22 protein-coding genes are annotated in these 21702 nt (G+C 70.6%); 8 read left to right on the top strand and 14 right to left on the bottom strand.

From position 1 onward, the window contains the following. Window positions 1-172 precede the first annotated feature (172 nt). Both D473_RS0121845 and D473_RS27510 read left to right on the top strand, forming a co-directional pair. Window positions 173-490, top strand: a complete 318-nt coding sequence (locus D473_RS0121845; RefSeq protein WP_017611172.1) for a hypothetical protein — start codon at window positions 173-175, stop codon at window positions 488-490. A gap of 94 nt (window positions 491-584) precedes the next feature. Next, window positions 585-746: a hypothetical protein gene (locus tag D473_RS27510; protein WP_017611171.1), complete on the top strand. Its 162-nt coding sequence runs from the start codon at window positions 585-587 to the stop codon at window positions 744-746. 99 nt (window positions 747-845) lie between these two features. Here D473_RS27510 and D473_RS0121835 read toward each other — a convergent pair whose 3' ends face one another. The 6 genes from D473_RS0121835 to D473_RS0121810 all read right to left on the bottom strand — a co-directional run bounded on the left by D473_RS0121835 (window position 846) and on the right by D473_RS0121810 (window position 6228). Further along, complete coding sequence (locus tag D473_RS0121835; protein ID WP_017611170.1) at window positions 846-1169, bottom strand: DUF3040 domain-containing protein; 324 nt, start codon at window positions 1167-1169, stop codon at window positions 846-848. Between the two features lie 143 nt (window positions 1170-1312). Beyond that, the gene (locus tag D473_RS0121830) at window positions 1313-2368 is read right to left on the bottom strand and encodes an ABC transporter ATP-binding protein (RefSeq protein ID WP_017611169.1); all 1056 of its coding nucleotides are present in this window, start codon (window positions 2366-2368) and stop codon (window positions 1313-1315) included. Further along, window positions 2368-3204: an ABC transporter permease gene (locus tag D473_RS0121825; RefSeq protein ID WP_017611168.1), complete on the bottom strand. Its 837-nt coding sequence runs from the start codon at window positions 3202-3204 to the stop codon at window positions 2368-2370. Before D473_RS0121825 ends, D473_RS0121830 begins: the two co-directional genes overlap by 1 nt. Then, window positions 3201-4037: a molybdate ABC transporter substrate-binding protein gene (gene modA / locus D473_RS0121820; protein ID WP_017611167.1), complete on the bottom strand. Its 837-nt coding sequence runs from the start codon at window positions 4035-4037 to the stop codon at window positions 3201-3203. Before modA ends, D473_RS0121825 begins: the two co-directional genes overlap by 4 nt. Next, on the bottom strand, window positions 4030-4431 hold the full coding sequence (locus D473_RS0121815; RefSeq protein ID WP_017611166.1) for a TOBE domain-containing protein: 402 nt from the start codon (window positions 4429-4431) through the stop codon (window positions 4030-4032). The genes modA and D473_RS0121815 overlap by 8 nt, the downstream gene beginning before the upstream one ends. 186 nt (window positions 4432-4617) lie before the next feature. Further along, window positions 4618-6228 carry a glycoside hydrolase family 10 protein gene (locus tag D473_RS0121810; protein ID WP_017611165.1) on the bottom strand — a complete coding sequence of 537 codons (1611 nt, stop codon included), beginning with the start codon at window positions 6226-6228 and terminating at the stop codon, window positions 4618-4620. A gap of 222 nt (window positions 6229-6450) precedes the next feature. Between D473_RS0121810 and D473_RS0121805 the strand changes: the two genes are divergently transcribed. Beyond that, window positions 6451-7734, top strand: coding sequence for an isochorismate synthase (locus tag D473_RS0121805; protein ID WP_017611164.1), 1284 nt, complete (start codon window positions 6451-6453; stop codon window positions 7732-7734). On the opposite strand, the gene D473_RS0121800 is transcribed toward D473_RS0121805, so the two are convergent. Then, window positions 7700-8452, bottom strand: a complete 753-nt coding sequence (locus D473_RS0121800; RefSeq protein ID WP_017611163.1) for a MerR family transcriptional regulator — start codon at window positions 8450-8452, stop codon at window positions 7700-7702. The genes D473_RS0121805 and D473_RS0121800 overlap by 35 nt on opposite strands. A 41-nt stretch (window positions 8453-8493) precedes the next feature. On the opposite strand from D473_RS0121800, the gene D473_RS0121795 reads away from it, so the two are divergent. Beyond that, window positions 8494-8946, top strand: coding sequence for a DUF6194 family protein (locus tag D473_RS0121795; protein ID WP_241474851.1), 453 nt, complete (start codon window positions 8494-8496; stop codon window positions 8944-8946). A gap of 79 nt (window positions 8947-9025) precedes the next feature. Here D473_RS0121795 and D473_RS0121790 read toward each other — a convergent pair whose 3' ends face one another. The 4 genes from D473_RS0121790 to menB form a co-directional block, all read right to left on the bottom strand. Beyond that, on the bottom strand, window positions 9026-11065 hold the full coding sequence (locus D473_RS0121790; RefSeq protein ID WP_017611161.1) for a PhoX family protein: 2040 nt from the start codon (window positions 11063-11065) through the stop codon (window positions 9026-9028). Between the two features lie 524 nt (window positions 11066-11589). After that, window positions 11590-13305, bottom strand: a complete 1716-nt coding sequence (gene menD, locus D473_RS0121780) for a 2-succinyl-5-enolpyruvyl-6-hydroxy-3-cyclohexene-1-carboxylic-acid synthase (protein ID WP_017611159.1) — start codon at window positions 13303-13305, stop codon at window positions 11590-11592. Window positions 13306-13416: 111 nt separating this feature from the next. After that, window positions 13417-14388, bottom strand: a complete 972-nt coding sequence (locus tag D473_RS0121775) for an o-succinylbenzoate synthase (RefSeq protein WP_017611158.1) — start codon at window positions 14386-14388, stop codon at window positions 13417-13419. Next, the gene (menB, locus tag D473_RS0121770) at window positions 14385-15224 is read right to left on the bottom strand and encodes a 1,4-dihydroxy-2-naphthoyl-CoA synthase (protein WP_017611157.1); all 840 of its coding nucleotides are present in this window, start codon (window positions 15222-15224) and stop codon (window positions 14385-14387) included. Before menB ends, D473_RS0121775 begins: the two co-directional genes overlap by 4 nt. A gap of 255 nt (window positions 15225-15479) precedes the next feature. Here menB and D473_RS0121765 point away from each other — a divergent pair, with 255 nt between their 5' ends. Next, window positions 15480-16646 (top strand): AMP-binding protein, encoded by a 1167-nt coding sequence (locus tag D473_RS0121765; protein ID WP_017611156.1) that lies wholly within the window; start codon window positions 15480-15482, stop codon window positions 16644-16646. A gap of 504 nt (window positions 16647-17150) precedes the next feature. Further along, entirely contained in the window at window positions 17151-18554 is a 1404-nt protein-coding gene (locus tag D473_RS0121760) for a sigma-70 family RNA polymerase sigma factor (protein WP_026127187.1), read from the top strand. A 163-nt stretch (window positions 18555-18717) separates the two neighbouring features. On the opposite strand, the gene D473_RS0121755 is transcribed toward D473_RS0121760, so the two are convergent. After that, window positions 18718-19080: a GntR family transcriptional regulator gene (locus D473_RS0121755; protein WP_017611154.1), complete on the bottom strand. Its 363-nt coding sequence runs from the start codon at window positions 19078-19080 to the stop codon at window positions 18718-18720. Between the two features lie 189 nt (window positions 19081-19269). Then, the gene (locus D473_RS0121750; RefSeq protein WP_017611153.1) at window positions 19270-19656 is read right to left on the bottom strand and encodes a hypothetical protein; all 387 of its coding nucleotides are present in this window, start codon (window positions 19654-19656) and stop codon (window positions 19270-19272) included. A 211-nt stretch (window positions 19657-19867) separates the two neighbouring features. Between D473_RS0121750 and D473_RS0121745 the strand changes: the two genes are divergently transcribed. Together D473_RS0121745 and D473_RS0121740 are read left to right on the top strand one after the other, a co-directional pair. Continuing rightward, a complete protein-coding gene (locus D473_RS0121745; RefSeq protein WP_017611152.1) occupies window positions 19868-20488 on the top strand; it encodes a TetR/AcrR family transcriptional regulator in 621 nt (206 codons plus the stop codon). Between the two features lie 174 nt (window positions 20489-20662). Then, window positions 20663-21448 (top strand): sporulation protein, encoded by a 786-nt coding sequence (locus D473_RS0121740; RefSeq protein ID WP_017611151.1) that lies wholly within the window; start codon window positions 20663-20665, stop codon window positions 21446-21448. Between the two features lie 67 nt (window positions 21449-21515). On the opposite strand, the gene D473_RS25215 is transcribed toward D473_RS0121740, so the two are convergent. Further along, window positions 21516-21702, bottom strand: a 187-nt coding sequence (locus D473_RS25215; protein ID WP_033353805.1) for an ABC transporter ATP-binding protein, incomplete at its 5' end; no start/stop codon positions are given.

Genomic DNA, 21702 nt, shown 5'->3' with positions numbered 1-21702 from the left:
TCAATACTCAATACAGCACAGTCAATTTTCTCTTGTGCAATCAACTGAACACGAAGAGTTACGATTCGCTGGTGCAGGGCATGAGAGGAGTGGCTCGGAAACAGGCCTCTCGCCGCGGGCGGGCGGTTCGGTCGAGCCGGAAGAGCGTATCCGTGTCGAGAGGACACCCTGAATGAACCGTAAGACCCTGACCAGCATCGCCGTCGCGGCTGTCGCAGCCCCTGCCCTGGCCCTGGGCGGCCCGGCCGTGGCAATGGCGGACAGCTTCTACGCCACCGGTGGCGAGCACGCCGGACCGAAGGGCGCCCACCAGTGGGGCATCGTCTCCGCCACCCAGAGCCCGGACTTCGGGCACGGCGGCAAGGGCAAGGACCACCACCACGGTGACCATGGCCACGGCGGCTTCGGCAGCATCTACGCCGACGGTTACACCTACGCCGGTCCGGGGGGCGCAGGCCAGGGCGGCACTGTGAGTGGTACTCACCACTGAGGTGAGCACCCGGCGTCGGGCGCGGTGGTGCGTGCACCACCGCGCCCGACCGCTTTCACCAGCCGTTTCACCACTGGCCCGAGAAGAGGAACACATGGGGCACACATGTCGGAGCCTGGCCGTGGCCGTGGTCACCGCCGGGTGCACCTTGGGAACTCCCGCCCTCGCTCTGGCCGGGTCGGGCTTCGCCACCAGTGGCTCCCACGCCGGGCCGGACGGGGCCTGGCAGGAGAGGACCCGGAGCAGCGCGGGCTGATCCTCCTACCGTTCTTCGGGGCACCCACGCCGAAGGGCCGTCCGACGCCGACTCGGACGGCCCTCGTTTTCCCCCTGCCCCCGTGACCGGGACAGGGGGTCAGGGTCCGGGTGCCGGCACCCTCTCCCCCGCGGGTTCCTCGGCCGGAACGCTCTCCCCCGTGCCCGGGACGTTCTCACTGGCTGGTTCCGGCTGCGGAGTCCCCGGCGTGAGCAGGAACAACAGGACCAACAGGCCCGCGGTGACAGCTGCGATCACCGCGCACGCCGCCCAGGGTTTCCAACTGCCCAGACCTGGTTCGGCCGGCTCGTCCGGGTCCTCGGCCGTAAAAGAATCGAGTCGATCCGCAAGATCGGGCGCTTCTTCGTCAAGCTGCCGTTCGATCTCCGCGAGGATCCGCCGTTCATGTTCTCTCAGGGACATGGCACCCTCCTCAGCCGCTGGGGGACTGACCGCCGTCTCCGGGTTCTTACGAGTCTCCCCAGGCCACGCCGCGAATATCCCGGTATCGTCAGGTTTTCCCGGCAGGGTCCACCGAAACCCACGGGCACGTGCACACATGCCGTTCAGGTGCCGTAACTCTCGACCTCGGCTGCCTTGACCCCGGCCCAGACCGTCTTCCCGCGTACCAGACCGAGTTCGGCCACGGCGGCGGGGCTGACGTCGGCGGCGAGATCGGGCGGCCCGGCCAGGTGGACCCGGACCTGGTCGCCGAAGCGTTCCACCCCGTCCACATACACCCGCCACACGTTGCGGGGGCTGCCGTGGGGCGGCTCGGCGTACAGGGCCACGGCGCGGGGCGGGAAAGCCACCAGCGCGGGCCCGGAGGCCGGCTCGGGCAGCCGTACTGTCGCCGCTTTCCCCTCTGCCCCGGCCTCCAGGGTGACCGTGGTGCCCTCCGCGTTCCCCCGGAAGAGGTTGAGGCCCACGAGTCGGGCCACGTAGGGGGTCCGGGGCCGGCGGGCCACCTCTGCGGGGGTGCCCTGCTCCCCCCCCCCGCCGTGTTCGATCACCGCGATCCGGTCGGCGAGCACCATGGCGTCCAGGGGATCGTGGGTGACCAGGACGGTGGCCCCGTCGAACTCCTCCAACCAGTGGCGCAGGCGGGCCCTGACCTCGACCCGGGTACTGGCGTCCAGGGCCGCCATGGGTTCGTCGAGCAGCAGCAGACGCGGCTGGACGGCCAGGGCACGAGCCAGGGCGACCCGCTGGGCCTGCCCGCCGGAGAGGCTCCCGGGGCGGGCGCCCGCGTGCTCGACCAGGCCCATGCGCTCCAGCAGGGACCCGGCCCTGCGACGCGCCTCGGTCTTGCCCGCCCCCTGGCAGCGCGGGCCGAAGGCGACGTTGTCCAGAGCGCTCATGTGCGGGAACAACAGGTAGTCCTGGAAGACCATGCCGATGGGGCGCCCCTCCACGGCGGTGGTGGTCTCGTCGTGGCCGTCCACCCGCACGTGTCCGGCCGCCAAGGGCACCAACCCGGCCAGCGCGCGCAGGGCCGAGGACTTGCCGGCGCCGTTGGGGCCGAGCAAGGCAAGGATCTCGCCTCGCTCGGCGCCCAGACGCGCGTCGAGGGTGAAGTCGCCGCGGCTCAGGCGCAGGTCGGCATCCAGGTAAGAACCCATCACGTGTTCACCCACTTCTCACGCAGAGTCACGAGCACGGCCAGAGACACCAGCAGCAGGACGAGGCTGAGCACGATGGCGGCCTCCGGGTCGCGTTGCATCGCCATGTAGACGGCCAGGGGCATGGTCTGTGTACTGCCGGGGAAATTCCCGGCGAAGGTGATGGTGGCGCCGAACTCCCCCAGGGCGCGGGCCCAGCACAGGACGGCACCGGCACCGATGCCGGGCAGCACCATCGGCAGGGTCACACGGGTGAAGACGGTGGCGCGGCTCGCGCCGAGGGTGGCGGCGGCCTCCTCGTAGCGGCGGTCGGCGCCCCGCAGGGAGCCCTCGACGCTGATGACCAGGAACGGCATGGCCACGAACACCTGCGCCATGACCACGGCGGCGGTGGTGAAGGGGATGGTCAGGCCGAACCAGGCGTCCAGGTGGCTGCCGAGGATCCCGTTGCGTCCCAGGACGATGAGCAGGGCCACACCGCCGACGACGGGCGGGATGACCAGGGGCACGGTCACCAGCGCGCGGACGAACCGGCGGCCGGGGAACTCTGCGCGGGCCAACAGCCATGCCAGGGGGACCCCGAACAGCACGGAGACGACCGTGGCGACGGTGGCGGTCACCAGCGAGAGCCAGAGCGCGCTGAGCACGTCGGGCTCGCGCAGGCGTTGGCCCATGTCCGGCCAAGGGGCACTGATCAGCAGACCGGCGAAGGGCAGCACGAGGAAGGCGACGGCGGCCAGCGCGGGCAGGACGAGGATCCAGGGCGCACGCCCCGAGCGGGCGCGCAGGCGGCGGCCCGGGGCGTTCGGGGCGGTGACGGGGGACGGGGTGGTCACGGTGTACCGAACCCTGCTTCCTCGAGGATGGCGGTGCCGGTCCCGGAGAGGACCAGGTCGACCCAGGCCTGGGCGGCCTCGGGCTCCTGCGCGCCGGAGAGCACCCCGATGGGGTAGTCGTTGAGGGCTTCCCCGGCCTCGGCCTCGGGGAAGGCCAGGCCCTCGACACGGTCGCCGGCGGAGACGACGTCGGTGGTGTAGACGAGTCCGGCGTCGACCTCGCCGAGCTCGACCTTGGTCAGGACGGCGCGCACGTCCTCCTCGTAGGTGACGGGGGTGATGTCGGTGCCCGATCCCTCCATGGCCGCGGTAGCGGCGGCGCCGCAGGGGACCTCCTCGGCGCAGAAGGCCGTGTCGACTCCGTCCCCGGCCAGGTCACCGAAGGTCTCGACGCCGGCGGGGTTGTCGGGGGGCACGGCGATCCGGAGGGTGTTGGTGGCGAACAGGGCACCGTCCTCGGAGTGGTCGGCAGCCCAGTCGGGGTCCAGGCCGAGATCGTCGGCGACCTGTTCCATCGTCACGGTGTCGGCGGCGGCGAAGACGTCGGCAGGTGCTCCGGAGTTGATCTGCACGGCCAGTTCGCTGCTGCCGGCGAAGTTGAGGACGACGTCGACGTCGGGGTTCTGGGCCTCGAACTCCTCTGCCAGGTCCTCGAAGACGTCGGTCAGGGAGGCTGCGGCGAAGACGTCGAGTTCACCGGACAGCTCACTGCGGTCTTCCCGAGCATCCTGCTCATCGGATCCGTCGCCGACACAGGCGGTCGCGGCCAGGAGCAGGAACGCGGCGGCGGCCAAGGGCGCCAGGACGGGGGCACGGGGGCCGGTCTCACGCATGGCGGTCTCCGGTGGTCTCGATGACGACGTTGGTGGACTTGACGACGGCAGTGGCGATGCTGCCGACCTCCAGGCCGAGTTCGTCGGCGGCCTCGCGGCTCATGAGGGAGACCACCCGGTGGGGACCGGCCTGGATCTGCACGGAGGCCATGACACGGTCGCGGACCACGTTCGTGACCAGGCCGCGGAAGCGGTTGCGGGCCGAGGAGGTCTGGCGGGCCGGGTCCTGGTCGGAGCCGGCGCTCATGAAGGCGGCCAGGTCGGCGCCCTCGAGCAGGCGGCGTCCGCTGTCGTCGCGGCCGGCGGGCAGACGTTCGGAGTCGACCCAGCGGCGCACGGTGTCGGCGCTGACACCGAGGAGGTCGGCGGCCTCACTGATCCGGAATGTGGGCATGGGTCGACCATACCTGCCGCACGTGCGAGCCAAATAGTGGTATCAACCTGGCATGTGCGCACACCTGAGCCGTTTCTCTTGGCAGATACCACAAAGACCCCGACGCGCGGCGAGGGGCCGCACCCCGGGGATGGGTGCGGCCCCTGCTTCGGCCTGTCGGGGATCGGCCCCGGTGTGGGAGCGGTCTCAGCTGCGCACGTCCACGACCGCGCCGAGGGGCCCCTCGGCGCGGTAGTCGTCCAGGGCGGTGACGGCGTAACCGGCGGTGTCGTCCCCGACGTCGTCGGTCAGCCCGGTTCCGCCGGTGACCTCGACCAGGTTCTGCCGGGTGAGGGCGGCGCACTGTTCCTCCGGGTCGTCACCGGCCGCTGCTTCGGCGGCGTCGGCGGGCAGCCGGTAGACCGCGTAGAAGCGGGCGTCCTCGTCCTCCTCCCAGGTCACCTCGGCGGTGCCGTCGGAGACGTCGGCCTCCAGGCCCTCCACGGCACCGACCTGCGGTCCTTCCGCGCCGGGGTCCGTCTGCGGGGGCAGGGCCGGCTGCCCGTAGTGGCTGTCCTCGAGATGGTCGACGGCGGCCTCGTTGTCCCGCATGCTCTTGATCGAGAAGAAGATGTCGCCCCCGACCTGCTCGTTCTCGCCGGAGTAGTCGAGCTGGGTACTGAGCGCGTCGTCCTCGCTCCAGTCCTCACCCAGGCGGTAGGCGCCCTGACCGATGTAGAGGTCGACGCCGGTGTCCTCGACCTCCTCGGCCCACCAGTCGGTCATCTGCTCGTAGTCGGCGGTCTCGAAGCCGCGCTCCCAGTAGAGCTGCGGGGCGACGTAGTCGATGGTGCCCTCTTCGATCCAGGTCCGGGTGTCGGCGAACTGGTCGTCGTAGGACTGCAGGCCGGCGCTGGGCGAGCCGCTGGGGTCGGTGGAGTCGTTGCGCCAGATACCGAACGGGGAGACACCGAAGCTCACCCACGGCTTGCTCTCCTGGATCCGGCCGTGCACGTCGCGCATGAGCTGGTCGACGTTGTCGCGGCGCCAGTCGCCGCGGTCGTCGAAATCGCCGCCGTACTCCTCCCACGTGGCGTCGTCGTCGAACTCCTCGCCCTCGACCGGGTACGGGTAGAAGAAGTCGTCGAAGTGCATGCCGTCGACGTCGTAGCGCTCGACGACGTCCATGATCACGGTGGTGACCCACTCGCGGACCTCGGGGTTGCCGGGGTCGACGTAGGCCTCCTCACCGTGCTCGACGAGCCATTCGGGGTTCTGGCTGACCGGGTGGTCCTCGGTGAGGTTCTCCAGGTCCGGTTCGAGCAGACCGACCCGGTACGGGTTGAACCAGGCGTGCATCTCCAGGCCGCGCTCGTGGGCCTGCTCGACCGCGTACTCGAGCGGGTCGTAGCCCGGGTCCCCGCCCTGCTCACCGGTGAGGTAGCGGGCCCAGGGCTCCATGTCGGAGTCGTAGACCGCGTCGGCGGTGGGGCGCGCGTGCAGGAACACGGAGTTGAGGTTCATGTCGACGGCGTCGTCGAGCCAGGCGTCGAGCTCCTCCTTCTGTTCCTCCTCGGACAGGCCCGGCTCGGAGGGCCAATCGATGTTGCGCACCGTGGTCAGCCAGGCGCCGCGCATGTCCCGCTTGTCCTGTGCGGCCCCGCACGCCGCGGAGGGGGCGGCCCGGCCACCGGAGCCGTCCTGGGACTGCTCCGACCCGGTGGAGCAGGCCGACAGCAGCACGGTGGTGGCGACAGCAGCGATCCCCCACCGTGTGGCGGTGCGCGGCGTGGTCACGGCCCGTGCCACAGAACCCATAAGAACGTCTCCTCCGAGAAATGGTCCGCATGCCGCCGTCCTCTGGCGTCACATCGCGTTCAAGATTAAAGCAATATGTCAAGATTGCGTCACGATCACGGCTTGATGTGGACAACCTCGCACAAAGAAGGCATCGGAATCCTCGTCCAGGTGCCGAACACCGCAACCAGTACGGCTCGAATCGGACACACCCTCCCGAACGACGTCCTAGACTCGGGTCCCGTGAGCTGCGCCCTGACCCCACCGAAACTCGTCGTCCGCACCGTCGAACTGCGCGATCGCGCCGAGAGCCTGGTACATCATCTGCCGGCCGGAGCACCTCTGGCCTGGCTCTCCGGGGACGACGGGGTCGTGGGTTGGGGCGAGGCGGTACGCCTGGACCTGTCCCCGCAGCCCGAGGGCACCTCCCCCACCGACACCACCCGTTTCTCCGAAGCCGCCCGATGGATCGACGGCCTGGTCGCCGGGGCCACCGTCCACGACGAGGTCGGCCTGCCCGGCACCGGCCTGGTCACCTTCGGCACCTTCACCTTCGCGCCGACCTCCCACGGATCGGCACTGGTGGTTCCGCGGGTCCTCATCGGCCGCCGGGACGGGCACACCTGGCTGACCACCGTCACCGACACCCCCGGCGGCCACCCGCGCGAGCTCACCCACCACCGCTCCCCCGCCCGTCCCATCGGCCCCATCACGTGGCGGGAGAGCTCCCTGACCGCCCAGGAGTGGAAGGACGCGGTCACCAGCACCGTCGCCCGCATCCGCGACAGGGACCTGGAGAAGGCGGTCCTGGCCCGCGACGCGGTCGCCGAGGCCGACGGCCCCATCGACGTACGGGTACTCCTGGAACGGCTGCGCCGACGGTTCCCGAGCTGCTTCACCTTCTCCGTGGACGGCATGGTGGGGGCCACACCCGAGCTGCTGCTGCGCCGCGAGGGCGAACGCCTGTCCTCACTGGTGCTGGCGGGCACACGTCCCCGCGGGGAGGACGGGGAGAGCGACCGGGCCCTGGGCGAGGACCTGCTCGCCTCGGCCAAGGACGACCAGGAACACCACCTGGCCGTGGACTCCCTACGGGTCGCGCTGGGCCCTCTGGTCGAGGAACTGGACATCCCCCGGAGCCCGGACCTGCTGCGGCTGGCCAACGTCCAGCATCTGGCCACGCACGTGGACGCCCGGTTCGCCGAAGGGGTCTCCGCCCTGGACGCCGTGGCCGCCCTGCACCCCACCGCCGCCGTCGGGGGCACACCCACCGAGGCGGCGATGCGCCTGATCGCCGAGGTCGAGGGTATGAACCGGGGCGGTTACGCCGGACCGGTCGGCTGGATCGACGGCGACGGCAACGCCGAGTGGGGCATCGCTCTCCGCTGCGCCCGTGTGGAGGGCGACCGCGCGCGCCTGTTCGCCGGCGGGGGTATCGTCGCCGGGTCCGACCCGGACGCTGAGCTCGCCGAGACCGAGTCGAAGTTCCGTGTCATCCGCGAGGCCCTGACCGAACCCCACGAGTGAGACCGGCGAGCTCCGCTCCCGCCCGCAGCAACGCCGACATCCGCCGTGCGATCGCCCCGACCCGCTCCTCCAGTGCGTCGAGCGGATCGTCCACGCCATGGAATCCGCGCAGGGCACCCATCGTGTCCCGGACTTCGGGAATGCGATAACCGGCCGCTCTGAGCGCAGCGGCGATCCGGGCCTCCCGGATCGCCGCGAGCGGGTAGCGCCGTGCCGCGCCTACACGGCCGTCGACCCTCTCGGCGACGACGAGCCCCTTCTTCTCCCAGAACCGCAAGGTCGAGGTCCGAACACCGAGCGCCCCGGCGAGCTCAGTGATCGTCATCGTGTCCTCACTCGTCGGAGCAGCCTCGGTGCCGTTTTCCTCCCGGATCGCCCGCAGCGCCTCCTGCGCGGCGAGTGCGTCGTCCCGCTCCCGCACCAGACCCACGTGCAGGGAGCTGAGCAACGCCAACGCCTCCTCCCCCGGCAACGTGCGCACATCACGCAGCGTGCCGCGGGCACGGACGGGTCCGACCGCGAGAGCCAGGTCACGGTAGGCGCACAGCACGCGCACGTGCTCCCCGGTGAACACGCGGTACCCGTTCGCCGCACGGGGCGCCGGAGGGAGGGCGCCGAGCGCTTCGAGATCGCGGACCTGCTGCACGGAGTAGCCGGTGGCTGCCGCGACCGACGCTGTCGTCAGTCGTTCGTCCAGACGGGGATCCGTGGGGCACACCGCTCAACCCTCCATCAGCACTTCAATCTCACACTCGAAGTATGAGTATGCAGCAACTCCTCGACACGGTCCGTTCCTTCGACGGCGTCCTCGAACTCGCCCCGACCGAAGACAGCAAGTTCCCTGAGATCGCTTGGGGCGACCACTTCTTCTACTACGCACCCGACGGGAAGATCCCGCACGGCCAGCCCTACGCCACCATCGTGACGAAGGACTACCCCGGCGAGCCCGAGTCCGGCCTGGCCCCGGAGGGCCGGTGGCGGATCAACGTCCACGTCGGCAACAAGGACCGCGCCGAGCTCGCCGGAGGCCCCGAGCGGAGCGGCGAACCCGACTTCAAGGCAGCGGACGTGCTCCTGCCCCACCCCGTCTACGGAGCCCAGGGCTGGATCGCGGTGGTCGCCCCGGGCGAAAGCACCACGCCGACCCTCCTCACACTCCTGATCCGGGCTCATGACGACGCGAAGGAGCGCGCCCGGCGCCGCTCCTCCTGAGCCGTGCAGAGCACGCACGAACCGGCACCGGTGTCCCCCACGACGGACTCCGGTGCCGGTGGTCTGCGGACCGCTCGGGTCAGGCCTTGCCGACGTCCCGGCCCTGGGTGTGCCAGATACACACCACGGACGGGCGCGGGAAGTCTCCGTCGGGCCAGGTGCTGGTGGGCTCCTCGACGGTGCCGTTCTCACCCGGGTGCTGCGGGGCGATGAAAGCGGTCTTGTTGTCCTCGGTGATGAACGGGCCGCAGCACTCGGCCTCCACCGGGACGGTCGCGAAGGTGCGCAACTCGCCGCGGAAGCGCCCCTCGACCGGGACCACGTGCAGGCCGTCGTTGATCCCCAACGTTCCGGGCTGGCCGTCGGTGGCCACCCACAGGTTGCCGTCCTCGTCGAAGGTGACATTGTCGGGCGCCGCGATCGGCATGACCTTCGACTTGTCGAAACCGGCGAAGTAGGTGCTCTCGTCCTCCGGGTCACCGCACACGATGGGCACATTCCAGGTGAAGGACTCCGCGCCGGCGTCGTCACCGCCCTCGACGAGCTCGAGGATGTGTCCGAACTTGTTGGGCCCGCGCGGGTTGGGCTCGTCGGCCTGGCCGGGCTCGCGGGCATCGTTGTTGGTCAGGCAGCAGTAGACCTTCCCGGTGACCGGACTGGGTTCGAAGTCCTCGGGGCGGTCCATCTTGGTGGCGCCCACCGCGTCGGCGGCCATCCGGGCGTGGATGAGCACCTCTTCGACGGTGAAACCCTCCACGAAGCTCTCGCTGTCGCTGGTCAGCGGCACCCACTCGCCGGTGCCGTCGAACTCACCGTCCTCGGGCAGGGTGCCGGTGCCGTCGATCTCCTCCTCGGGGCTGTTGCCGGTCAGGCGGCCCACGTAGAGGGTTCCGGTGTCGAGCAGGCTCATGTTGTGCCGGCGCGAGCCCTCGACGTACTTCTTGGCGCTGACGAACTTGTAGATGTACTCGAAACGCTCGTCGTCGCCCATGTAGACGGCCACACGCCCGTCCTCGGTGAGGGCGGTGGTGGCGCCCTCGTGCTTGAAACGGCCGAGCATGGTGCGCTTGACCGGCTTGGCCTCGGGGTCGAGCGGGTCGATCTCCACCACCCAGTAGAAGCGGTTGGCCTCGTGGGGGTGCCGGGCCAGGTCGAAGCGTTCCTCCACCCGGTCGAAGCGGCGGCCCACGTAGGTCTCGCCCTCGACCTCGATGGAGTAGCGCGCCAGCGCCTCCCGCTTCTCCTCGGGGGCCTGGTCGCCGCCCACGAAGTACTGGTCGCAGTTCTCCTCACCGCTGAGGATGGTGCCCCACGGGGTGTACCCGCCCGCGCAGTTGTTGAGCATGCCCAGGACCTCGGTGCCGTCGGGGTCGGCCTCGGTGCGCAGGAGCTCGTGGCCGGCGGCCGGACCGGCGATCCGGAACGGCGTGTTGCCGGTGATGCGGCGGTTGAAGGGACGCTCGCCCTCGGCCAGGCGCCATTCGCCGGTGCCGTCTTGGCGCTCCAGCTCCACGATCGAGCCGCCGTGTGCGGCGATGGCGACCTTGATGTGTTCCGGGTCGGCCTCGCTGCCATCGGTGTAGCCGGCGAACATGAGCTCTTCGTTGGTGTACTCGTGGTTGACCCACAGGAGCCCGCGGTCGTCGTCGAGCTGGTGGAAGGCGACGTAGTCGCAGTTGTAACCGAACTGCTGGGCCTGAGCCCGAGCGGTCTGGTTCTCGAAGTCGAACTCCGGCGCACCGGGCAGGACCGGCTCACCCCACCGGATGATGATGTGGTGGTCGTAGTTCTGCGGGACCGTCACCACGTCGTCGGTGTTGGGCTGGACCGCCTTGAAGGTGGGACGGGGCGCGGGGTGGTCCCGGCCGTTGGCCGCCGCCGGGGCCGCCGAGGAGAATCCCAATGCCCCCGCGCCGGCGGTGACGGCAGCACCGCTCAGCGCGGTCCGGCGGGAGAGCACCGCCCGGAAAATGTCGCCGAAGTACGGGTTCTCGCTCTTGTTGGGCGCCGGGTGGAAACAGGCGTTGCCGCACCGGTACTGGCAGGTCTTGGGGGAACGACCGCCTCCGACGTCTGCGAACAGAGGCAGGAGTCGGCGGCGGGGCGCTGATTCGGGCACTCGTTCTCCTCATGGATCGTGGTTCTCCACGCCCTCAGCCGATGCGGGGCTCCGGGTGGGGGCACGGAGACTGACGGGCGGGGTCCTCTGCCTGGTCGACTACGACCTTGGCCGAGGATCCACTCGGTCCGGTGAAACCGGGGTGAACACACACGCAACTCCCACACACGACTCGTCCTCATCACGCTGGACAGTTGCGAGCGCACACACCGTAGTACCCGGAACGATCCTTGCCTACCGTCCCTGGAAACCGAGTATGAGTTGCTCGTGCCCAGCCGAACGCCCCGAACGGTCCTGGGCGTTCTGGTTCACCGCGTTCCGTCCGCCTCCAGCGCCATCGGACCGTGTCCGTGGTCCGGGAGCGCGGGGGCGGTCTCCCCCACGCCCTCGGCCACGTGGTCCGGACTGAACGCTCCGATGCCCGCACCCATCGCTCTGGTGGGTGCGGGGCGGTGCCATCCGTCGCCGGGAATCACTACCCCTGTACGGAGTTCCAGAAGACGCGTCCTACACGGCCCCTGCGCTCACGGGAGAGCGTCCAGGGCCTCGTCGACCGCCGCCTGCAGGCGGCGGCGCAGGTCCGCGCCGGCCGCACGCGAGGTACACACCTCGATGATGCGCAGCCCTTCTCCCATGAGCGCCTTGGACAGGTCCCCGGCCCATTCCAGGCGGGTGTAGGGCAGGTCGGACACGGCCGCGATCCGTTCCATGGAGATCCCGTGCGGGGTACCGAAGACCCGCTCGAAGTCGGGATGCCCGGCCTGTTCGAGACCGGAGAAGATCCCGCCGCCGTCGTTGTTGACGACCACGACGGCCAGGTCGGGGCGGGGTTCGCCGGGGCCGATGAGGAGCCCGTTCTGGTCGTGGATCATCGCCAGGTCACCCAGGAGGGCGAAGGCACGTCCCTGCTCCGAGCGCTGGTGGGACAGGGCGGCGCCCACGGCGGTGGAGACGGTGCCGTCGATACCGCTGACCCCGCGGTTGCCGAGCAGGCGCACGCCGCAGCGGGCCCGCATGGTCGAGTCGAGGTCGCGGATGGGCATGCTGGAGCCGGCGAAGAGCAGCGATCCCGGGGCCAGGTGTGAGACGAGGTCGCGGGCCAGACGGGGTTCGCTGAGCGCCTCCTCGGAGTCCAGGACCGCGTCCAGGGCGGCGCGGGCGGCGTTCTCGGCCCGCTGCCAGGAGTGCGACCAGCCGGTACTGGCGGGTGCGCCGTGCTCCGTCCCGGCGGGCGGGGCCACGGCCGCGACCACGTCGGTGGCGGTACGGGCCGGATCGGAGTAGGCGTTGGCCAGGCGGGAGGCGGGATCGCCCACCTCGTCGGCGGTGACCACGACGTGGCGTTGTGCCCGGCGCAGGTAGGACAGCACCTGGCGTGACAGGTTGGGCCGTCCCACGCTCACCACGAGTTCGGGTGTGTGCTCGTGCGCGAACCGGGGTGAGGCCAACAGCTGCCGGTAGGTGGAGACCGCCCCCGAGCGGCGGGCGTTGGAGGTGGGCTCGGCCAGCAGCGGCCATCCGGTGAGTTCGGACAGGGCCAGGAACGGCACCGGGTCGTAGTCGCCGTCCCCGCACACGATGACACCCCGTTCGACGTCGGGGAGCTCGAAGGGCGCGGGTTCGGGGGCGCGCGGCGGGCGGGCGGTCCAGGGCCCTCCGTCGGGGCGCCCGTGCAGGGACTCGGGCCAGGAGGGCTCCTCGCCCCCGTCGGGCGTGAGCGGGTCGCGGAAGGCCACGTTGAGGTGCACGGGCCCGGGCCGGCCGCCCCGGGCCGAGGTCCAGGCGCGTCCGGCCAACGAACGCCAGTAGGCGACCATGCCGGGGACGGGGTCAGGGGTGCCGACCTCGGTGAACATGCGCACGGCCCCGCCGTAGAGGCCGATCTGGTCGGTCGTCTGGTTGGCGCCGGTACCGCGCAGTTCGGGCGGCCGGTCGGCGGTGAGCACCAGCAGGGGGACCCCGGACTCGTCGGCCTCCATGACGGCGGGATGGAAGTTGGCTGCGGCGGTGCCGGAGGTACAGACGACGGCCACGGGCGCACGCGAGGCCCGCGCCAGACCCAGGGCCAGGAACGAGGCCGAACGCTCGTCCACACGCACGTGCACCCTGATGCCGTCGTGGGCGACCAGGGCGAGCGCGAGCGGGGTCGAACGCGACCCCGGCGCGACGACGGCCTCGGTCAGGCCACAGCGGGCCAGTTCGTCAACGAGGACCCGCGCCAGGGCGGTAGACGGATTCATTCCCATAGCTTTCGTTCGTCAAAGAGTGTGCCAATTCCAGTCAACCCGCTCGGCGGCCCCCACGCGAGCCGACCCGGTGTGATCTGGCACGGCCCCGTCGCGGGGACCGGCTCAGCGGCTCTGACCGGCACGTCCGGCCGCTTCGGCGCGCTCGCGCCAGCCGGCCGGGTCGGTCTCCACGGCACGCAGGCAGTCCTCGTCGACGGCGACCGGGCGGACCGGTAGGGCCCCGTCGACAGGCAGCAGCGGTTCGGCGGTGACGTCGTCGGTGAGCATCTGCACGGTCGCGAGCCCGCAAGCATAGGGCAGCTCGGGCAGGGCGGCGGCCAGTGCGACCCCCGCGGCGATCCCGACGGAGGTCTCCACAGCGCTGGAGACGACCACGGGCAACCCGCATGCCTGGGCGACCTCCAAGGCCGGGCGGACCCCGCCCAGAGGCTGGACCTTGAGCACGACCACGTCGGCGGCCTCGGCGGCGCGGACCTTCAGCGGGTCCTCGGCCTTGCGGATCGACTCGTCGGCGGCGACCGGCACGTCCACCCTGCGGCGGACCCGGGCCAGCTCCTCCAAGCTCGCGCAGGGCTGTTCGGCGTACTCCAACCCGAAGCGCTCCAGCGCGGTGATCATGGCGACGGCGGTGTCCACGTCCCAGGCACCGTTGGCGTCCACACGGATCCGGCCGCCGGGGCCGATCGCGTCACGGACGGCCTCGACGCGGGCCAGGTCCTCGGCGGGGTCCTGGCCCTTCTCGGCGACCTTGACCTTGGCGGTGGAGCACCCGCCCCGAGCGACGATCCCGGCGGCGCGTTCGGGGCCGACGGCGGGCACGGTCACATTGACCGGGACCCGGTCGCGCACAGGGGCGGGCGGGCCCAGGTGGGCGGCCTCGTGGCAGGCGGCCCACCAGCGCGAGCTCTCCTGGGGGCCGTACTCGGCGAAGGGCGAGAACTCCCCCCAACCGGCCGGGCCGTGCACGAGCAGGCCCTCGCGCACGGTGATGCCGCGGAACCGGTTGCGCAGACCGATCGCGAAGGCACGTCCCCGGGCGGACCCGGCCTCCGGGGGCGGTACCGGGCGACTCACGGGCGGCGCGGGAACTTGTCGAACTCGGGGCTGCGCTTCTCCTTGAAGGCGTCGCGGCCTTCCTGGGCCTCTTCGCTCATGTAGTAGAGCATGGTGGCGTCACCGGCGAACTGCTGCATGCCCGCGGCTCCGTCACTGACGGCGTTGATGGCGCCCTTGACCATACGCAGGGCCAGCGGGGACTTGGCGAGCATCTCGCGTGCCCACTGCACCGTCTCCTTCTCCAGGTCGGCGAGGGGGACGACGGTGTTGACCATGCCCATCTCCCTGGCCTCCTCGGCGTCGTACTGGCGGCACAGGTACCAGATCTCGCGGGCCTTCTTCAGGCCGACGGTCTCGGCGAGCAGCCAGGAGCCGTAGCCGCCGTCGAAGGAGCCGACCTGGGGGCCGGTCTGGCCGAAGCGGGCGTTGTCGGCGGCGATGGTCAGGTCGCAGCACACCTGCAGGACGTTGCCGCCGCCGATGGACCAGCCGGCGACCATGCAGATGACCGGCTTGGGCAGGCGGCGGATCTGCACCTGCAGGTCCAGGACGTTGAGGCGGCCGATGCCCTGCTTGGCCACGGCGTCGTCGCCCATGTAGCCGTCCTCGCCGCGGATCTTCTGGTCACCGCCGGAGCAGAACGCCTTGTCGCCGGCGCCGGTGAGGATGATCACACCGACCTCGGAGTCGTCGCGGGCGATGCTGAAGGCCTGCTGCAGCTCGAAGAGGGTCTGGGGCCGGAAGGCATTGTGCCGCTCGGGGCGGTTGATCGTGATCTTGGCGATGCCCTCCGCGGTCTCGTAGGTGATGTCGGAGTACTCGCCCGACCGCTGCCAATCGATCACGCTGCTCACGGCTACTGCCTTCTCCTCACGGGAACACGGGGACGTGCGTTGCGCACCGGATGAACCGTACGCCCCGACGTCAACTTCATACACATTCTGCCAGGCCGCCGGGGTTCCGTGCGCCTGGCCCCCGATCACCGGCGGGCGGCCGGGTGCGGCCCGCGCGGGCCTATCCTGGCGTGCGTGGTTAGCCAGAGCGTCGAGCCGTCCGCCGTCCGCACCCGCCCCTCGTCGGGCGGGCGGGCGCTGCGGGCCGCGGTGGGGTTGTCCCCCGAGCGGATCACCGAACTGTACGCACGTGCGTTGGAGGGCGAGGGGCCGGCCCTGCTGCCGATCCCGTCCGGCACCCCCGAGGCACGGGTACGCGAGCTGCTGGAGTCGATGCGCCCGGACTCGGTGCTGACCCCCGAGGGGCGGACGCCGTTGGAGGGCGGCTCCCCGGTGGGTGAGGAGACCGCTCTGGTGGTGACGACCTCCGGGTCCACGGGTGCCCCGAAGGGTGTGGAGCTGTCGTCGGCGGCCCTTCTCGCCTCGGCACGGGCCTCGGTGGAGCGCATCGGCGCCGGGCCGCAGGACCACTGGTTGTGCGTCTTGCCCGCCGGGCACATCTCGGGGCTGCAGGTCATCACCCGCGCCTTGGCGACGGGGGCCGAGCCCGTGCACGCCCCCTTCGACGTGGACAGGGTGGCCGAGCTGGCCGAACGCCTGAATCCGCACGTGTCCCTGGTGCCCACACAACTGCGCCGCCTGCTCGCGGCCGGGATGGACCTGGGCCGGTTCGGCACGGTCCTGTTGGGCGGGGCCGCCGCCGAACCCGAGCTCCTGGAGGCCGCCCGTGCGGCCGGGGGCCGGGTGATGACCACGTACGGCATGAGCGAGACCTGCGGCGGATGTGTCTACGACGGGGTGCCCTTGGACGGTGTCGAGGCCCGGGTGGAGTCCGAGGAGCCCGGCCGGCCGGGGCGGATCGTGCTCTCGGGCCCGGTCCTGGCGAGCGGGTACCGGTACCCGCCGGGGAGCGATCCGGGCCCCGATCCGTTCGTGCACGAGCCCTCCGGGCGGCGTGTGCTGCCCACTCAGGACCTGGGGCGGTTCGAGGAAGGGCGCCTCCGGGTCCTGGGCCGGGTCGACGAGGTCATCAACACCGGGGGGCACAAGGTCGTACCGAGCCAGGTCAACACCCTTCTGAGTGCACACCCGGCGGTGGCCGAGTCGGTCGTGGTGGGACGCCACGACCCGGAGTGGGGCCAGAGGGTGAGCGCCGTGGTGGTCCCGGCCGACGCCGGTGCCCCGCCGACCTTAGCGGATCTGCGGTCGTGGGTGCGTGAGCACCTTCCCGCCTACGCCGCACCGCGCGAGCTCGACCTGCGTGGGTCGATCCCGCTGCTGGCCTCCGGCAAACCGGACCTCGTGGCCCTTCGGGAGGCCTGAGCGGCGTCGGCGGACGTTCGGGGGACGAAGCGGCGTTTACCGGTGCGCTCCCAACCCGTGGGAGCCTGGGGCGGAAGATGTGCGTGTACACACCGGCCCGGTCGGGTGCACACGGTAATGGGAGGGCTCCGGCCGAGCGGTGATGTGCGGCCGGGAACTTCCGGAGGCTTCTTCGCGTCTTACCCGAGTATCCGGTCCTTCGGCCCCTCAGTCCCAAGGAGGCCCGCGGTTGGCTACTGCCATCGGCCCATCCGTCCGCGACCCTGCGCCCTCCCCCGGGCCCGGGAACACTCGGTCCTGCCGCGACCCCTCAGGGACGGCTCCCTTTACCCGCTCCGGCGCCCATACGGCTACTGCAGACACAGTGACTTATACCACTCTCGCCGATATCCAATCGAGACTGGGAACATTTGACTCCCCGACGCGTTGGACATATTGGCGCGTCCAGTCGGCGGGAACCCTCCGCCGCGTGCCAATCGCCGAGGAAGGGAGGGAGTTGCCCGGATGACAAGCACTGGCATGACCGCTTCGGATGAAGAAGCGACGGCTGGAAGCGCTCCGACCGAGGAGATCACTGTCGACGCGGCCCTGACCGACCTGATCACCCGAGGCCGTGCGCAGGGACAGGTGTCCCTCTCCGAACTGCGTACCGCCTTCACCGCGGCCGGAGTATCCGCTTCCGAGGGCCGCACCATACTGCGTGAACTCACCGAGAACGGGGTCCGCCTCTCCAAGAGCAGCGACGACTCCGCCCTGGTGGCCGACCCTGACGCCGAGGACGACGTGCTGGAAAACACTCTCATCGCCACGGTGCTCGACACCGACGAGGCGCCCAAGGCCGCATCCGGCAAGGCCTCGACCCGCAAGAGCACCTCCACCCGGAGGAAGCCGCGCTCCCCGCGGCGCGCGAAGAAGGCCGAGGACGCCCAGAACAACATCGATCCGGACTCCACCGAGGCCGATCTCGACGACCAGTCCCCCGCGATGGGCGACTCCGTCCACACCTACCTGAAGGCGATCGGCCGCAGGCCACTGCTCACCGCCGAGCAGGAGGTCGACCTGGCCAAGCGGGTGGAGGCCGGTCTCTACGCCGAGTACCGCCTCGGACAGCACGGCGAGGTCGACGAGTCCTATGCCCTGGCACCGGCCGAACAGGACGAGCTCGAGTGGGTGGTCGAGGACGGCCGTGCCGCGAAGTCGCACATGCTCGAGGCCAACCTGCGCCTGGTGGTGTCGGTGGCCAAGAAGTACAGCGACCGCGGGATGTCGCTGCTGGACGTGGTCCAGGAGGGCAACCTCGGCCTGATCCGCGCGGTGGAGAAGTTCGACTACACCAAGGGCTTCAAGTTCTCCACCTACGCCATGTGGTGGATCCGCCAGGCCATACAGCGCGGCTTCGCCGACTCGGCCCGCACGATCCGCCTGCCCGTTCACGTGCTGGAGCTGCTCAGCAAGGTCAGCCGTCTGGAGCGTGACATGCACCAGGCGCTGGGCCGCGAGCCCACGCCCGAGGAGCTGGCGCTGGAGCTGGACAAGACGCCGACCCAGATCGAGGAACTGCTGCGCGTGACGCGTCAGCCCATCAGCCTCGACTCCACCATCGGTGAGGACGGCGAGACCCGCATCGGCGACCTGATCGAGGACGTGGACGCCTCGGAGGCCTCCGAGGTGGTCGACCGCCAGATCATGGCCGACCAGCTGCGCAACGCGCTCTCGGACCTGGAGCCTCGCGAGGCCACGATCATGTCCCTGCGTTTCGGCCTCATGGACGGCCGTCCGCGCACCCTGGACGAGATCGGCAAGCATCTCGGGCTCACCCGTGAGCGCATCCGCCAACTCGAGAAGCAGTCGCTGTCCAAGCTGCGCCACCCGAGCCGGGCCCAGCAGCTCCTGGACTTCGCGAGCTGAGGACCTGTTCGGGGTCCACGACCACACGTGGGGGCCGTCCCGGCGGGACGGCCCCCACGTGTGTCACAGGGAAGGGGCCTGCCGCTACCGGGCAGAAGGCAACCGAACGGCCGCGGGACCCGTCGATGCCCTGGTCCCGGAACCCGTCGCCGGGTGTGACCGGTCAGTTCTCCAGGGCAGCGCGCAGGATCCGCACGGCTTCCTCACGGTCCAGGCCCACGCGCTGGATGACCTCGGCGTAGGCGCGGGCCGCCTCCAGGGCCTCGGCCCGCTGGTCGTCGCCGGAGGCCGCGACGAACGTGCCCGAGCGGCCCCGGGTCTCCACGACGCCTGCCTGCTCGAGCTCCCGGTAGGCACGGGCGACCGTGTTCACGGCCACCGAGAGCTGCCCGGCCAGCGCCCGTACCGTCGGTAGTCGGTACCCGACAGGAAGTTCCCCGTTGGCCGCGGCGATCGCGACGATCGCCCGGATCTGTTCGTAGGGCGGAACCTTCGACGTCGGATCAATGCGGATGAACTCCGCCATCTCCTGCTGCGCTCCCTACAGGGGCCCGCGGGCCCCGTCCCCATCGAGTGCGGGGGTCTGTCCTGGTCCGGTCGGGACCCAAACTACCCCGTGCGCCCCCTCCGTGTGTGCCCGCTCGGCCGGAACCGGACAGGCGAACGGGCCCCGTGCGGCAGGGTGCAGTTCAGCACGGGGCCCGTCCGGGCAGGATCAGTACGTGTGTCGGGGGATGCGCTGGATGCCGTGGAGCCGGTGGTCCTCACGGGCGGTGAGCAGCTCCTCGGCCTCCTCCGTGGCACGGCGCACGACCGGCTTGGCCAGGCGCTTGCGGCGGTGGATGCGGTCCGTGTACCCCTTGGGGCCCACGAGTGCGCGCTCCTTGGCGTAGGCGGCGCGCATCGCCTCGGTCAGGGCCGTGTCCAGCTCGAGGCCGTGGTGGCGCACCTCCTCGGCGGGGGCTCGCTGTACACGGGCGGCCTCCAGCGCGCTCTGGGCCCGAAGGACCGAGCGCAGCAGGTCGGGCAGCCGGTCGGCCCGTTCCTGGTCCTCGGCCAAGCGTTGCTTCGCCTCTTCCCTGCCCTGCATGACCGGTGACATCTGTTGTCCTCCGTTACCCGCGTGTGGTCGGTCACAGTCACTCTAGTCTCATCCGGGCCGGGGACGGCGGCGAGCGCGGGTACCTGTGCGGCCGCCACAATGGAAAACATGGTGTCGACGGTCGGTCACCCGTGCCGTGAGCGGCGCGTCGGCCTGGCCCTCGCCGCCCCGAGCTGCCAGCTTTGTCGGGCACACCCCCGAAAGGAAGACCGTGAGCAGGAACAACGCCGGACTCAGCCGTGAGCGCATCCTCATCGAGGCGCTGCACATCATCGCCGGCCGAGGGCTGGGCGGGCTGTCCATGCGCCGTTTGGGCGACGCCCTGGAGGTGGAGGCGATGGCGATCTACCACCACTTCCCCCTCGGCAAGGAGCAGTTGTTCAACTCGATCGCCGCCTACGTCGCCTCTCCCTCCCCCACCGGCGCCGCCTTCCACGACGAGATCGGCCAGGACGGCGAGGAACAGACAGAGGTCGAGGAGCGGGCGGTGGCCGACGAGCGCCCCTGGGACCAGCGGCTGACCACGTGGGCGGAGGCCTACCGGGAGCGGCTGCTGACCTATTCGGGCGCGCTGTCGCTGTTGGCCCACCGGTCGCCGCGTACCCCCAACAGTGCGACGACGTGGGCACTGATGCGCCACGCCTTCGACGAGGCCGGGCTGGCCGGGGAGGACATCGACCGGGCAGCCGACGCCCTGCACTCCTACTGCATCGGTTCGGTGGTGCACCAGGTGCGGCACTCCGGCCACGACGACGAGGACGCCCCGGACGCTCAGGAGTGGGCGGCACGGTTCCGGTTCGGGCTGCGGGCCCTGCTGCGGGGGCTGGCCTGAGCCGACGCGGTGGGGCCTGGGCCGAGCCGTTGCCGCCAGGGCTTCGTCCTGATCCGGGCAAGAATCGGGAGCGCGCAGGGAACCGCACGCACGTACGCCGCGTCTGCCCTGGAGAACGGCCCCTGAACCCGCCCGGCCACTGCGCTGCCGGGCGGCCGAGAAAGTTAGGCTCCCATGGTCCTCAAACGACTGCTCGCCGGTATCGGTTTCGGTGGAGCTTCGGTGGAAACCGTCCTGGACACACCCGTGGCCACCCCCGGCGGCGCACTGCGGGGCACGGTCCTGATCGAAGGCGGCGAGGTCGAGCAGCACATCGAGCAGCTCACCGTCGGCCTCCAGTCCCGGGTCGAGACCGAGGTCGGCGACCACGAGATCAAGAACGACGTGGAGTTCCACCGGGTGAGCGTGGGCGGGCAGTTGGACCTCTCCCCCGGCCGGCGCTTGCATGTCCCCTTCGAGCTCCCCGTACCGTGGGAAACCCCCCTCACCCTGCACGGCAACCGCCGACTGCACCCCATGCAGGTCGGGGTCAACACCCGTTTGCACGTGGCGAACGCGGTCGACCCCGGGGACGTGGATCCCGTGGACATCCAGCCCCTGCCCTCTCAGACTGCGGTCCTGGACTCCCTGGGATCCCTCGGTTTCGCCTTCAAGAGCGCCGACCTGGAACGGGGCCGCATCAACAGGACCCGGCAGCAGCTGCCCTTCTACCAGGAGATCGAGTACCGCTCGCCCCGCCGTTACCGGGGGCTGAACGAGCTGGAGCTGACCATGGTCACCGACCACCAGGGCCTCGACGTGGTCCTGGAACTGGACAAGAAACGCGGCCTGCTGTTCTCCGAAGGACGCGACACCTTCCACCGTTTCAGCGTCGACCACCACGGCGGCGCCGGACGCGACTGGTCCGGCCACCTGCACCAGTGGATCGATTCCCTGGCGGGCACCAGGAACCTGATCTGAGTCGTTTCCGAGTCATGGACGGGGTTCGTCGGGGCGAGATCGGGGGCGGGTTTTCAGCCCCGCCGGTCTATGCTCGACGCTCCGACGAACACCACCGACCCATGCTCTGACCCCTTCTCACCGCGCGCAGGCGGCGGGACTCGTCGGCGTCCAGCACCGGAGCCGCGGCCAGCAGCGAGCGCGTGTACTCGCTCCGGGGGTTCTCGTAGATCTCGTCGCTGTGGCCCGCCTCCACGATCTCGCCCTTCCTCATC

Source organism: Nocardiopsis xinjiangensis YIM 90004, assembly GCF_000341145.1.
In the GTDB taxonomy this organism is placed as follows: Bacteria; Actinomycetota; Actinomycetes; order Streptosporangiales; family Streptosporangiaceae; genus Nocardiopsis; species Nocardiopsis xinjiangensis.
This window is presented reverse-complemented; position numbering and strand designations above follow the sequence as displayed.